The organism is Pseudomonas sp. CFBP 13602, assembly GCF_014842725.1.
Taxonomy (GTDB): Bacteria; Pseudomonadota; Gammaproteobacteria; order Pseudomonadales; family Pseudomonadaceae; genus Aquipseudomonas; species Aquipseudomonas baltica.
The window spans coordinates 202,173-215,330 of record NZ_JACYVT010000004.1; the positions used below are offsets into that span (position 1 = coordinate 202,173).

A 13,158-nucleotide genomic window follows, 5' to 3' on the forward strand; every position below is an offset into this window, starting at 1 on the left:
CACGGGCACGAGTCATGTGAGTCGGAGGTTTTTTCGTATGACCACTTCTTTGCAACCTGCTTATGCGCTGGTGCCGGGTGCGAACCTGGAAGCCTATGTGCACACGGTGAACAGCATTCCCTTGCTGACACCCGAGCAGGAGCGTGAACTGGCCGAGAGTCTCTACTATGAGCAGGATCTTGGAGCGGCTCGGCAGATGGTGCTCGCTCACCTGCGTTTCGTCGTGCATATCGCGCGCAGCTATTCGGGCTACGGCCTGGCTCAAGCCGACCTTATCCAGGAAGGCAACGTCGGCCTGATGAAGGCCGTAAAGCGTTTCAACCCGGAAATGGGTGTGCGCCTGGTGTCGTTCGCCGTGCACTGGATCAAGGCTGAAATCCACGAGTTCATTCTGCGCAACTGGCGCATCGTCAAGGTGGCGACCACCAAGGCGCAGCGCAAGCTGTTCTTCAATCTGCGCAGCCAGAAGAAGCGTCTGGCCTGGCTGAACAACGAGGAAGTGCACCGCGTGGCCGAAAGCCTCGGTGTGGAGCCGCGTGAAGTCCGCGAGATGGAAAGCCGCCTGACCGGCCATGACATGGCCTTCGATCCGGCTGCCGAAGCAGACGACGACAGTGCGTTCCAGTCCCCGGCGAACTACTTGGAAGACCATCGCTACGACCCGGCGCGCCAACTGGAAGACGCCGATTGGAGCGACAACTCCAACACCAACTTGCACGAAGCCCTGCAGGTGCTGGACGATCGCAGCCGCGACATCCTCTACCAGCGCTGGTTGGCCGAGGAAAAGGCGACGCTGCACGAGCTGGCCGAGAAGTACAACGTGTCGGCCGAGCGCATTCGTCAGCTGGAAAAGAGTGCGATGAACAAGCTGAAGGTTTCGATCGCGGCTTGATGTGATGTGTTGAATTGAAAAGCCCCGACTGGTTCGGGGCTTTTTGTTGCCTGGCAGGAAGTCTTTGCGGGAGAGGGCTTGCCGCACTCTCACACAGACGTGGCCTAATCCGCCCAGGGCGCCGGGCGCGGCATGTTGAGGCGCAGCAGATAGTCATGCCCGCCGAGTTGGCCCATTTGCTGGCGGATCCAGCCCGCGCGGCGAGCCACGTAAGGGCTGGGCCGGCTGGCACTCCAGTTGCGCGGGTTGGGCAGCACGGCGGCCAGCAGGCTGGCTTGCTGGCGGGACAGTTGAGCTGCGCCCACGCCGAAATGATGCCGCGCGGCCGCCTCGGCGCCGAACACCCCGTCATCCCATTCCGCACTGTTGAGGTACACCTCGAGGATGCGCTGCTTGGACCAGAACATCTCGATCAGGCCGGTGAACCACGCCTCCAGGCCTTTGCGCAACCAGCTGCGGCCCGACCATAGAAATACGTTCTTCGCCACCTGCTGGCTCAGAGTGCTGGCACCGCGCAGCGAGCCACCTTCTTCGTTGTGGGCAAACGCTGCACGGATGGCGGCGATGTCGAAGCCCCAGTGCTCGGCGAAACGTTGATCTTCGCCGGCGATCACCGCCACCTTGAGATCGTCGGCAATGTTCGCCCAGGGTTGCCAATCGCGTTGCAGGTCGATCGGCTGGCCGTCGATCAAGGATTCGATCTTGCGTTCGGCCATGAGCATGGTGCCCGGCGGTGGAATGAAGCGAAAGATCACCACCACGGCCACGCTTGCGGCGACGAACCAGAGCAGGGTCTTGCACAGACGGCGGAAGAAGGATTGCAGCATGAAGGGCTTGGCCTGGCCGGGTGAGCGGGCCATTATACAGACCCTGCAGTGCAACACGGCTTTATGAGGACACACCTGGATGCTGCGTACGTTCATGATGCTGGCTGCGTTCTTCGGCTTTACCGGTGTGGCGCTCGGCGCCTTCGCCGCCCACGGTTTGAAGAACCGCCTGAGCGCCGAGTACCTGGCCATTTTCCAGACCGGCGTCAGCTACCAACTTATCCACACATTGGCGTTGTTCGGGGTCGCGCTGCTCAGCGTCCATGTGCCAGGGCGCCTGGTGGGCTGGGCGGGCGCGCTGTTCTGTCTGGGTATCGTGTTGTTCTCGGGCAGCCTGTATCTGTTGACCCTGACCGGCGTCAGCAAGCTGGGTATCGTGACCCCGTTCGGCGGCCTGGCCTTGCTCGCCGGTTGGCTGTGCCTGGGTATGGTCGCCTGGCGCCTGGGCTGATCGCGCGGGTGGTCGGCTTGGCCTTGGGAATCCTCGGCGATCGGGCTAGAATGGCGACCCCCAAAAAATGATGGCTGTCGACCGCATGCGCATTCAATTGAACGGCGACCCTTTCGAACTTCCCGACGGCGAAACCGTTGCCGGGCTGCTGGTCCGTCTCGAGCTGGTCGGCCGCCGCGTGGCCGTCGAGCTGAACCAGGACATCGTCCCGCGCAGCCAGCACGGTGACACCGTACTGGGCGAGGGCGACCAGATCGAAGTGGTTCACGCCATCGGCGGCGGCTGATCGAGTCGCCGGCACCTTCCACGTTCGTATCTTTACCTCAGCAGAGGAATTCCGATGAGCAATGCTCGCATTGACAAGCCATTCACCTTGGCCGGTCGCACCTTCGAGTCGCGCCTTCTGGTCGGCACCGGCAAGTACCGCGACCTCGAGCAGACGCGCCTGGCCATCGAAGCCTCGGGCGCCCAGATCGTCACGGTCGCCGTGCGCCGTACCAATATCGGCCAGAACCCCGGCGAGCCGAACCTGCTCGACGTGCTGCCGCCGGATCGCTACACCATTCTGCCCAACACCGCCGGTTGCTACGACGCCGTGGAGGCAGTGCGCACCTGTCGCCTGGCCCGCGAGCTGCTCGATGGCCACAACCTGGTCAAGCTGGAAGTGCTGGCCGACCAGAAGACCCTGTTCCCCAACGTGATCGAAACCCTCAAGGCCGCCGAAGTGCTGGTCAAGGACGGTTTCGACGTGATGGTCTACACCAGCGATGACCCGATCATCGCTCGCCAGTTGGCCGAGATCGGCTGCATCGCAGTCATGCCGCTGGCTGGCTTGATCGGCACTGGCCTGGGTATCTGCAACCCGTACAACCTGCAGATCATCCTGGAAGAAGCCAAGGTCCCGGTACTGGTCGATGCCGGCGTGGGTACCGCGTCCGACGCCACCATAGCCATGGAACTGGGCTGTGAAGCGGTGCTGATGAACTCGGCCATCGCCCACGCGCAGGATCCGATCATGATGGGCGCGGCCATGAAGCACGCCATCATTGCCGGGCGCATGGCCTATCTGGCCGGGCGCATGCCGAAAAAACTCTATGCCAGCGCCTCTTCGCCGCTGGATGGCCTGATCAAGTAAGAGCCCCCGATGACTGACTCGCAAGAAACGCCAACGTCCAACGAAGGCGAACCGCGCCAGCACCGCGCTATCAAGAGCTTCGTGATGCGCGCCGGACGCATGACCGAAGGTCAGCAGCGTGGCCTGGACCAGGGCAAGCCGCTGTTCGTGCTGCCACTGACCGATGAACCGGCCGACTTTGACCAGGTGTTCGGCCGCACTGCGCCGCGCACCCTGGAGATCGGCTTCGGCATGGGCCACTCGCTGCTCGAGATGGCAGCGGCCTCGCCGGAGCTGGATTTCATCGGTGTTGAAGTACACCGGCCTGGCGTTGGCGCGCTGCTCAACGGCGTCCTGACCCAGGGCCTGAAAAACCTGCGGGTCTACGACTGCGATGCCATCGAAGTGCTCAAGCAGTGCGTTGCCGACAACAGCCTGGATCGCCTGCTGCTGTTTTTCCCGGACCCATGGCACAAGGCGCGCCACCACAAGCGGCGCATCGTCCAGCCGGCGTTCGCCGAACTGGTTCGCAGCAAGCTGAAAGTCGGTGGTGTGCTGCACATGGCGACCGATTGGGAACCCTATGCCGAGTACATGCTGGAAGTCATGAACGTTGCGCCCGGTTACCGCAACCAGGCGGCCGATGGCGGTTGCGTACCGCGTCCGGCCGAGCGGCCGGTGACCAAGTTCGAACGCCGCGGTGAGCGGCTGGGGCATGGGGTGTGGGATCTGAAGTTCGAGAAGGTCGATTGAGGCTCACGCATCATTTGCGATCAGCGACAATCCCCAGCAGCACCAACACCACCAACAGCACCGGCGCCAGGCTGTAGTTGTTGAACTGGCTCAACCCCTTCAGCACCCAGGGCGTGGCATAGATCAAGGCCGCGCCACTGCCGATCACGCACATCAAGGCGATCAGGGGCACTCGCAGCATGCCTGAGAGCGAGCCCAGGCGGCCCTCGGCCCACGCCTTCACATCGGCGCCGAACAGCACCAGCACACAGCCCACCAAGGCCAGGGAGATCTCCGAAAGGTTGCCTCGGCCCCAGCGGGACACGGTGGCGAGCAGATCGAGCACGAAATCCATCAGGACAATCCTTATACCAGGAAGTATTGCAGCAGGTCGTTGAGGAACAACTGCCCGCGGGCAGTGGCGACCAGACGCGTCGGTTCGACCTGTAAAAGGCCCTTTTGTTCGGCGTTGGCGCGTGCCGTCGCCAGTGACTGCAGGGACAGGCCGGTGCGTTGCGCGAACAGCCCGGCGTCGACGCCCTGGGTGAGGCGCAGCGCGTTCATCAGGAACTCGAAGGGCAACTCGTCTGCGGCCAAGGCCTTCTCGCCGGCCTTGAATGGTTTGGCGGGGTTCAGGTAATCCTTGGGCAGGCGGGTTTTCCAGGTACGCACGATGCGTCCATCAGGGTGGCTCAGCTTGCCGTGGGCACCGGCGCCGATGCCGATGAAGTCGCCGAAGCTCCAGTAGTTGAGGTTGTGCCGCGCTGCCTTGCCTGGCCTGGCATAGGCCGACACTTCGTACTGGCCGAAGCCATGCTCGGCCAGCAGGGCCTGACCGGCCTCCTGGATGTCCCAGAGAATATCGTCCTCGGGCAGCACGGGTGGCTGGTTCCAGAACACCGTGTTGGGTTCCAGGGTCAGCTGGTACCAGGACAGGTGCGTGGGCGCCAGGGCAATGGCCTGGCGCAGATCATCCAGTGCCTCTTCCAGGGACTGATCGGGCAGGCCGTGCATCAGGTCCAGGTTGAAGTTGTCGAAACCGGCGCGGCGCGCCATTTCGGCAGCGCGCAAGGCTTCGTCACCGGTGTGGATGCGGCCCAGCGCCTCGAGCTTCTGCGGCTGGAAGCTCTGGATGCCGATGGACAGGCGGTTGATCCCCAGCTTGCGATAGGCGACGAACTTGTCCTGTTCGAAGGTCCCGGGGTTGGCCTCCAGGGTGATCTCGATGTCGGGCGCGAAGGCGATGCGTTGCTCGACGCCGGCCAGCAGTCTGCCCAGGGCGGCCGCGCTGAACAGGCTGGGCGTACCGCCGCCGAAGAAGATCGAACTCAGCGGGCGTCCGTAGACCGCGGGCAAGTCCTGGTCCAGGTCGGCCAGCAGGGCGTCGACGTATTCTTCTTCAGGCAGAACCGGGCTGGCGGTGTGGGAATTGAAGTCGCAGTACGGGCATTTGCGCACGCACCAGGGGATGTGGATGTACAGCGCCAGGGGCGGCAATTGCGCCAGCGCCTGGTCGGGACGCGGTGCCGGCGGATAAAGCAGTTGGTCGTTCATGCAAGGCTCAGGCGTTGGCGCAGCAAGGCCATGGCACGGGCGCGGTGGCTCAGTTGGTTCTTTTGCGTAGGGTCGAGTTCGGCGCTTGAACAGTTGCGCTCGGGCACCCAGAACAACGGGTCGTAGCCGAATCCGTGAGCACCGCTGGCGGCGTGCAGGATGCGGCCGTGCCAGAGCCCTTCGCAGAGGATCGGCAGCGGGTCGTCGGCGTGCCGCACCAGGGCCAGCACACAGACGAACTGCGCACCGCGCGCCTCGTCGGGTACGCCCTGCAAGGCGTCGAGCAGCTTGGCATTGTTGGCGGCATCGCCCTGGCCATCGGCATAGCGCGCCGAATAGATGCCCGGGGCACCGCCGAGGAAGTCCACGGCCAGGCCGGAATCGTCCGCCAGTGCCGGCAGGCCGGACAGGCGCGCAGCGTTGCGTGCCTTGAGGATGGCGTTCTCGACGAACGACAGCCCGGTTTCCTCGGGCTCGACCTGGCTGAATTCGCCGACCGAGCGAAGTTGCACCGCACCGCCGAGCATGGCCTGCAGTTCCTTGAGCTTGCCGGCGTTATGGCTGGCGAGGACGAGTTGGGTGAAATTGATCATGGTTGTGAATGGGTTCCGAAGGGTTCAAAGAGCCAGTTCATGCAGTCTGTCTGATGTATCCAGTCGTCAGCTTCGCGGGCAGAGCCCGCTCCCACAGACCGCGAAAAGCCGTCTACACCGCCACCCGATGCTCCTGCAGACCGGGGCTGCTGACCCGGTAGATGCCGATCTCGCCCAGAAGGTTTGGCCAGATCTTGCTCGCCCACCCGTGGCGGTGCTGTTGATCCACCGCCAGGCGGTTGAGCACCTGCGCGCGACGCTCGCTGCACAGGGCCTCGAAGTCGGCAAAGGTGCAGAAGTGGATGTTCGGCGTGTTGTACCAGGTATAGGGCAGGAACTCGGACACCGGCATGTGGCCCTTGCTGGCCAGGTACCAACGGCAGCGCCAGTGGCCAAAATTGGGGAAGGTGATGATGCACTGGCGACCGACCCGCAGCATTTCGTCAAGAATGCGGTCAGGGTATTCCACGGCCTGCAGCGCCTGGGTCATGACCACGATGTCGAAGCTGTTGCTGGCGAAATTGCCCAGGCCTTTGTCCAGGTCCTGCTCGATGACGTTGATGCCCTTGCGCACGCATTCGGTGATGTTGTCCGCATCGATTTCCAGGCCATAGCCGGTGACCTGCTTGTGGTCGCGCAGCCAGGCGAGCAACTCGCCATTGCCACAGCCCAGGTCGAGCACGCGGCTGCCGGCAGGGATCCAGTCCTGGATGATTTCTAGGTCAGCTCTCATGGATGCCTCACAGTGCAATGCGGTTCATGTAGCTGCTGAACGCCTGCAGATACCGTGGAATGGGGATCAGGAAAGCGTCATGCCCCTGTGGCGCGTCGATTTCCAGGTAGCAGACGTCTTTCTTCGCGGCCATCAAGGCGTCGACCAGCTCGCGCGAGCGCGCTGGCGAAAAACGCCAGTCGGTGGTGAACGACATCACGCAGAACTTGGCCTGCACATGGGCGAACGTGGCGGCCAGATCATCGTCGTGAGCTGCGGCAGGGTCGAAGTAGTCCAGCGCCTTGGTCATCAGCAGGTAGGTATTGGCGTCGAAGCGACCGGAGAATTCCTCGCCCTGATAACGCAGGTAGCTTTCCACCTGGAATTCCACGCTGTGGAAATCGTAGTTGAGCTTTTCGCTCTTGAGGCCGCGGCCGAATTTCTCGCCCATCGAATCATCCGACAGGTACGTGATGTGCCCGACCATGCGCGCCAGCATCAGGCCGCGTTTGGGTATCACCCCGCGGGCCTGGAAATCACCGCCATGGAACTCGGGGTCGGACAGGATGGCCTGACGCGCCACCTCGTTGAAGGCGATGTTCTGTGCGCTGAGCTTGGGCGCCGAAGCGATTGCCAGGCAGTGACGAACGCGCTCGGGGTAGGTGATGGTCCACTGCAAGGCCTGCATGCCGCCCAGGCTGCCTCCAACCACCGCCGCCCACTGGGTGATTCCCAGGGCGTCTGCCAGGCAGGCCTGGCTGTGAACCCAGTCTTCGACGGTCAATACCGGGAAATCGGCGCCGAACGGTTTGCCGGTGTCGGGATCGATGCTGCTGGGCCCGGTGGAACCGTTGCAGCCGCCCAGATTGTTCAGGCTGACCACGAAGAAGCGGTTGGTATCGATGGGCTTGCCGGGACCGATGCAGCTGTCCCACCAACCCGGCTTGCGGTCGTCGGCGGAGTGGTAGCCGGCGGCGTGGTGATGGCCCGACAGCGCGTGGCAAATCAGCACCGCGTTGCTGGCACTGGCGTTGAGCTGGCCGTAAGTCTCGTAGATCAGGTCGTAGGCGGGCAGCGAGCGTCCGCAGGCCAGGGCCAGGGGTTCGCTGAAGTGGGCAATTTGTGGAACGACCAGACCGACGCAATCATCGGGAAAGACAGTGGACATCGACCCTGCTCACGCTTGAATGAGGCGTAAGTCTAAAGAGCGCGGGGCACAGGGGCAAGCAGCGCTTGGCGGGGTTGGAGGCACGCAGGCAGGGAGCGTTTGCCGCGTGCGTGAAAGCCCATCGGGACCTTCACGCAGGCGGCGTGCAGCGGTCAGATCAGCAGGCGCAGGATCTGCGGCATGCCGGTGCTCATGGCCAGGTTGTTGATGACCAGCATGTCCAGCAGCTTGAGTACCATGAAGGCCAGGATCGGCGAGATGTCCAGGCCACCCAGGTTGGGCAGGATGCGCCGGAACGGCGCCAGAGCCGGCTCGCAGATCTGGTTGACCAGCTCGGCACCCGGGTTGTGGCTCTGCGGCGCGACCCAGGAAAGGATCACGCTGATGATCATGGCGAAGAAGAAAATCTTCAGGAACAGCGCGGTCACCCCGATGATCGACCACACCAGCAACTGCAAGGGGTTGCCGGTGGTGCCGTAGGCGAGCAGCAAGGTCAGCGCCATGATGATCATCTGGATGACGATGGCCAGCAGCAGCGAGGACATGTCCAGCCCGAACAGGCTGGGGATGATCCGCCGCACCGGCTTGAGCAGCGGCTGCGTGGCGCGCACGATGAACTGGCACAGCGGATTGTAGAAGTCGGCACGCACCAGCTGCAGCACGAAGCGCAGCAGCATGATCAACAGATACAGGCTGCCCAGGGTTTGCACGACATAGATCGCCGCGGTATTGAGACCGTACATGAAAGCTCCTTGATGACCTGGTTATTGACCCAGCTGTTCGGCCAGCTCGGCCGAACGCCGAGCGGCGGCGTTCAGGGCGTTCTGCACCAGGGTTTCGAACCCTTCGGACTGGAATGACTTGATGGCCGCTTCGGTGGTACCGGCGGGTGAGGTGACGCGACGACGCAGTTCGGCAGCGTCGACGTCGCTGGCCACGGCCATGTGCGCGGCGCCCAGGGCGGTCTGCAGGGTCAGCCGGGCAGCCGTCTCGTGCGGCAGTCCGAGTTTTTCCCCGGCGGCGGTCATGGCTTCTATCAACAGAAAGAAGTAGGCCGGGCCGCTGCCGGACACGGCGGTGACCGCATCCAGCTGCTGTTCTTCATCCAGCCAAAGGGCCAGGCCGACCGCGCCCAGCAAGTCTTCGGCCTGCTGGCGTTGTTCGGCATTGACGTCGGCGGTGGCGTACAGGCCGCTGGTGCCCTGGCGCAAAAGCGCGGGGGTGTTGGGCATGCAGCGCACGATCGGCTGTTGCTCGCCGAGCCACGCCTGCAGGCTCGCGCAGTTGATGCCCGCGGCGATCGAGACCACCAGTTGACCGGGTGCCAGGCTCGGTGCCAGCGATTGGCACACGTCCTTCATGCCTTGCGGCTTGACGGCCAGCACCACCACGTCGACCCCCTCGATGGCCTCGGCGTTGTCGGCGAACACCTCGATGCCATGTTCGGCCGCTACCTTGTCACGCTGTTCGGCGCCGCGGTCGCTGGCGCGGATGTGGCTGGCTTCGACACCCTGCGCGCGCAGGCCGCCGATCAGGCTGGCGGCCATGTTGCCGGCGCCGATGAAGGCAATACGAGTGTTGCTCATGAAGGATCCTTGCTCAGAGGTGAGGAGGCCACAGCGGTGTGCGCCGGGGAGGTGTCTTGGCAGTAGTTGCGCGCGCCGAACAGCGCCGTGCCGATGCGCACCCACGTGGCGCCCTGGGCGATGGCTGCCTCCAGATCGTGGCTCATGCCCATGGACAAGGTGTCCAGCGGCATTGGCAGATCGTGCTGCAGCGCATGCACGCGGGCAAAGGCAGCGTTCTGCAGGGCGATGTCATCGGTGGGCTCCGGTATGGCCATGAGGCCACGCAGGCGCAGGTTGGGCAGCGCGGCGATGGCGCTGGCCAGGGTGTCTACGTCGTCGGGATCGCAGCCGGACTTGCTGGCCTCGCCGCTGACATTGACCTGGATGCAGATGTTCAGGGGGCCAAGCGCGGCCGGGCGTTGTTCGCTGAGCCGTTGGGCGATCTTGAGGCGGTCCACGGAATGTACCCAGTCGAAGTGTTCGGCAATTGCGCGCGTCTTGTTCGATTGAATGGGGCCGATGAAGTGCCAGATCAAGGGCAGGTCGGCGAGTTCCAGCTGTTTGCCCAGGGCTTCCTGCAGATAGTTTTCGCCGAAGTCACGGATGCCGGCGGCGAATGCCTCGCGCATGGCGGCGGCAGGCTTGGTCTTGCTGACCGCGAGTAGGCCGACTTGGCCGGGCTCGCGTTGCGCCTGTCGAGCAGCGGCTGCGATTCGGGCACTCACTTGCGAAATGTTGTCTGCTATCGTGGACATTGAATTCGTGCCGGCGGGTTTCAGGTCTGCGGCATTCTACCTGCTTGTCTGTATTTGGGGAGTCTCATGGACATTACCGAGCTGTTGGCCTTCAGTGCGAAACAAGGCGCATCCGACCTGCACCTGTCCGCAGGCCTGCCGCCGATGATTCGGGTGGATGGCGACGTGCGCCGTATCAACCTGCCGGCGCTGGACGATAAACAGGTCCAGGCGCTGATCTACGACATCATGAACGACAAGCAGCGCAAGGACTTCGAGGAGTTTCTGGAAACCGACTTTTCTTTCGAAGTGCCCGGTGTGGCGCGCTTTCGGGTTAACGCGTTCAACCAGAACCGTGGTGCCGGTGCAGTGTTTCGGACCATTCCGTCCAAGGTGCTGAGCATGGACGACCTGGGCATGGGAGATGTGTTTCGCAAGATTACCGAAGTGCCGCGCGGGCTGGTGCTGGTCACCGGGCCGACCGGGTCGGGCAAGTCGACTACCCTGGCGGCGATGATCGATTACCTCAACAGCAACAAGCACCATCACATCCTGACCGTGGAAGATCCGATCGAATTCGTCCACGAGTCGAAGAAGTGCCTGGTCAACCAGCGTGAAGTGCACCGCGACACCCTGGGGTTCTCCCACGCCTTGCGCTCGGCGTTGCGGGAGGACCCGGACGTGATCCTGGTGGGCGAAATGCGCGACCTGGAAACCATTCGGCTGGCGTTGACGGCGGCCGAGACCGGGCACCTGGTGTTCGGCACGCTGCACACCACGTCGGCGGCGAAGACCATCGACCGGGTGGTCGATGTGTTTCCGGCAGAGGAAAAGTCGATGGTGCGTTCAATGCTGTCCGAATCGCTGCAGGCAGTGATTTCTCAGACCTTGCTGAAGAAGATTGGTGGCGGGCGGGTGGCTGCGCACGAGATCATGATCGGCACCCCGGCGATTCGTAACCTCATCCGTGAAGACAAGGTCGCGCAGATGTACTCGTCGATCCAGACAGGTGGATCGCTGGGCATGCAGACCTTGGACATGTGCCTGAAGAACCTGCTCGCCCAGGGCATCATCAGCCGCGACTCGGCCCGCGAAAAGGCCAAGTCCCCGGACAACTTCTGAACGGTGCATATCCCGCTGCACCGTGGCGTACGTTTCGCGGCCACTGGCCGCTCCTACAGAGAATGGCAGTCATCCGTAGGAGCGGCCAGTGGCCGCGAAGGGCGCACCGCGGTCGGGCTGATGCCCTGCGGTGAATGCGTTGCGGCCGATGACCGCTCCTACAGACAATTGCGGTCATCAGTAGGAGCGGTCCGTGGCCGCGAAGGGCACGCCGCGGAAAGAGGGATCAGCGCTGGACGATGCGCAGCGCGGGCTCTTTGGGCAGGACGCGCTTGGCGACAGCGTAGTGGGTGTTCCAGTACGGTTTCTTCAAGGTGTCGATGGTCACAGCCTTGCCACGACGCGGGGCATGGATGAAGCGGTCGTTGCCCAGGTAGATGGCGACGTGATTCACCTTGCGGCTCTTGATGTTGAAAAACACCAGGTCACCCGGCTTGAGGTCCTTGCGTTCAACCTTGACACCGTGGCCCGCAGCCATGGCGTTGGACGTACGCGGCAGATCAACGGCTTTCACGTCGTTGAAGGCATACTTGACCAGGCCACTGCAGTCGAAACCCTTGCTCGGGCTGCTGCCGCCCCAGCGATAGGGGGTGCCAAGCACGTTGACCGCACGGCTGAGCACATCGCTGCTCTGCTTGGACGAGGCGCTGCCGACCTTGACCGCGGTAACCTTGGCCAATGCCTGGTTGTTGCTGGCAGGGCGGGTCACGACGATGCGTGGGGCGCGTTGCGATTGTTCGGTAGCGGACTGGGCGGTGTAGCCATTGAAGCCAGCGGGAAGTCGTTGCTCACGATTGGTGGCGTGGGCGGCCAGGGGCAATAATAGGCAGATGGTCAGCCATGTCTTGAAAAATGGACGCATTCGGCAGGGCTCATGTGGGTAGGCGCGCAACTTTATAACAGCTTTTTGTGTGGTTTTTAATCCGCTGGTCGAGGCACGCAGGTCGCAAATGGCACCAATCGGGCGCAGAATTGTCCTTTGTGCGGCACGCGACTCAGGTGCTGCAAGGGTTCAGCCGATGTCGGTCACAGAAATGCCATACGTCGGGACGGGGCAAAAAAGTCACAAAACCGTTCAAAAAATTTTTATATCAGAGGGCGCACATCAACAATGAACAGCTATCGGATCCACGATACCCACAGCAAAGTCATGGGCTACCTGTTGTGGATTTTGGGCTTTACCGGTGCTCATCGCTTCTACTACGGCAAGCCGGTGACCGGGACGATCTGGTTTTTCACCCTGGGGCTGTTCGGCATCGGCTGGCTTATCGACCTGTTCCTGATTCCGGCCATGGACCGGCACGCCGACATGCGCTTTCACAGCGGCCAGACCAACTACAACGTGGCCTGGGTACTGCTGACTTTTCTCGGTTTGTTCGGTGTGCACCGCATGTACATGGGCAAGTGGATCACCGGGGTGATCTACCTGCTGACTGGGGGGTTGTTCTTGGTGGGCGTGCTCTATGACTTCTGGACGCTGAATGATCAGGTGTCGATGAAGAACGCGCAGCGCGGGTAGGTCGTTCAGGCTGCAGCCCCTGCTGCGCTGTGTCAGGCAGGCCGCAGCGAGGCCTTCGCGGCCACTGACCGCTCCTACGGGGGTGGTCGTCTGTGGGAGCGGGCTCTGCCCGCGAAGAAGTGGGTGCGGTGCATCAGGCAGACCACAGTAAGGCCTTCGCGGCCGCTGACCG

General features: G+C 62.9%; 17 protein-coding genes. 7 read left to right on the forward strand and 10 right to left on the reverse strand.

Going from position 1 to position 13,158, the window contains the following annotated elements; all coding sequences use genetic code 11:
* Positions 1-37 precede the first annotated feature (37 nt).
* Positions 38-892 (forward strand): RNA polymerase sigma factor RpoH, encoded by an 855-nt coding sequence (gene rpoH, locus IFU31_RS09805; RefSeq protein ID WP_043191535.1) that lies wholly within the window; start codon positions 38-40, stop codon positions 890-892.
* A gap of 104 nt (positions 893-996) precedes the next feature.
* Here the strand turns inward: rpoH and mtgA are convergent, their stop codons facing one another.
* Positions 997-1,719, reverse strand: a complete 723-nt coding sequence (gene mtgA, locus IFU31_RS09810; RefSeq protein ID WP_122480672.1) for a monofunctional biosynthetic peptidoglycan transglycosylase — start codon at positions 1,717-1,719, stop codon at positions 997-999.
* Between the two features lie 79 nt (positions 1,720-1,798).
* Between mtgA and IFU31_RS09815 the strand changes: the two genes are divergently transcribed.
* From IFU31_RS09815 to trmB, 4 genes are all read left to right on the forward strand, one after another.
* The gene (locus tag IFU31_RS09815) at positions 1,799-2,170 is read left to right on the forward strand and encodes a DUF423 domain-containing protein (protein WP_122480518.1); all 372 of its coding nucleotides are present in this window, start codon (positions 1,799-1,801) and stop codon (positions 2,168-2,170) included.
* 70 nt (positions 2,171-2,240) lie between these two features.
* A complete protein-coding gene (thiS, locus tag IFU31_RS09820) occupies positions 2,241-2,456 on the forward strand; it encodes a sulfur carrier protein ThiS (RefSeq protein WP_446731029.1) in 216 nt (71 codons plus the stop codon).
* Between the two features lie 54 nt (positions 2,457-2,510).
* On the forward strand, positions 2,511-3,305 hold the full coding sequence (locus IFU31_RS09825) for a thiazole synthase (protein ID WP_122480517.1): 795 nt from the start codon (positions 2,511-2,513) through the stop codon (positions 3,303-3,305).
* Positions 3,306-3,314: 9 nt separating this feature from the next.
* Positions 3,315-4,037, forward strand: coding sequence for a tRNA (guanosine(46)-N7)-methyltransferase TrmB (gene trmB, locus IFU31_RS09830; RefSeq protein WP_122480516.1), 723 nt, complete (start codon positions 3,315-3,317; stop codon positions 4,035-4,037).
* Between the two features lie 10 nt (positions 4,038-4,047).
* Here the strand turns inward: trmB and IFU31_RS09835 are convergent, their stop codons facing one another.
* The 8 genes from IFU31_RS09835 to IFU31_RS09870 all read right to left on the reverse strand — a co-directional run bounded on the left by IFU31_RS09835 (position 4,048) and on the right by IFU31_RS09870 (position 10,366).
* On the reverse strand, positions 4,048-4,371 hold the full coding sequence (locus IFU31_RS09835; protein WP_122480515.1) for a DUF3392 domain-containing protein: 324 nt from the start codon (positions 4,369-4,371) through the stop codon (positions 4,048-4,050).
* 11 nt (positions 4,372-4,382) lie between these two features.
* Entirely contained in the window at positions 4,383-5,570 is a 1,188-nt protein-coding gene (gene hemW / locus IFU31_RS09840) for a radical SAM family heme chaperone HemW (RefSeq protein ID WP_192055874.1), read from the reverse strand.
* Positions 5,567-6,163 carry an RdgB/HAM1 family non-canonical purine NTP pyrophosphatase gene (gene rdgB / locus IFU31_RS09845; protein WP_192102823.1) on the reverse strand — a complete coding sequence of 199 codons (597 nt, stop codon included), beginning with the start codon at positions 6,161-6,163 and terminating at the stop codon, positions 5,567-5,569. The genes hemW and rdgB overlap by 4 nt, the downstream gene beginning before the upstream one ends.
* A 112-nt stretch (positions 6,164-6,275) precedes the next feature.
* Positions 6,276-6,896 (reverse strand): methionine biosynthesis protein MetW, encoded by a 621-nt coding sequence (metW, locus tag IFU31_RS09850; protein WP_043191520.1) that lies wholly within the window; start codon positions 6,894-6,896, stop codon positions 6,276-6,278.
* A gap of 7 nt (positions 6,897-6,903) precedes the next feature.
* A complete protein-coding gene (gene metX, locus IFU31_RS09855) occupies positions 6,904-8,043 on the reverse strand; it encodes a homoserine O-succinyltransferase MetX (protein WP_122480513.1) in 1,140 nt (379 codons plus the stop codon).
* Positions 8,044-8,195: 152 nt separating this feature from the next.
* Entirely contained in the window at positions 8,196-8,786 is a 591-nt protein-coding gene (locus IFU31_RS09860; RefSeq protein WP_122480512.1) for a YggT family protein, read from the reverse strand.
* A gap of 21 nt (positions 8,787-8,807) precedes the next feature.
* A complete protein-coding gene (gene proC / locus IFU31_RS09865) occupies positions 8,808-9,629 on the reverse strand; it encodes a pyrroline-5-carboxylate reductase (protein ID WP_185794909.1) in 822 nt (273 codons plus the stop codon).
* Positions 9,626-10,366: a YggS family pyridoxal phosphate-dependent enzyme gene (locus IFU31_RS09870; protein ID WP_192102824.1), complete on the reverse strand. Its 741-nt coding sequence runs from the start codon at positions 10,364-10,366 to the stop codon at positions 9,626-9,628. Before IFU31_RS09870 ends, proC begins: the two co-directional genes overlap by 4 nt.
* Before the next feature lie 66 nt (positions 10,367-10,432).
* Here IFU31_RS09870 and IFU31_RS09875 point away from each other — a divergent pair, with 66 nt between their 5' ends.
* Entirely contained in the window at positions 10,433-11,467 is a 1,035-nt protein-coding gene (locus IFU31_RS09875) for a type IV pilus twitching motility protein PilT (RefSeq protein ID WP_122480509.1), read from the forward strand.
* Positions 11,468-11,693: 226 nt separating this feature from the next.
* On the opposite strand, the gene IFU31_RS09880 is transcribed toward IFU31_RS09875, so the two are convergent.
* Positions 11,694-12,329, reverse strand: coding sequence for a C40 family peptidase (locus IFU31_RS09880; protein ID WP_122480508.1), 636 nt, complete (start codon positions 12,327-12,329; stop codon positions 11,694-11,696).
* Positions 12,330-12,578: 249 nt separating this feature from the next.
* Here IFU31_RS09880 and IFU31_RS09885 point away from each other — a divergent pair, with 249 nt between their 5' ends.
* On the forward strand, positions 12,579-12,986 hold the full coding sequence (locus IFU31_RS09885; RefSeq protein WP_122480507.1) for an NINE protein: 408 nt from the start codon (positions 12,579-12,581) through the stop codon (positions 12,984-12,986).
* Positions 12,987-13,158: the final 172 nt, after the last annotated feature.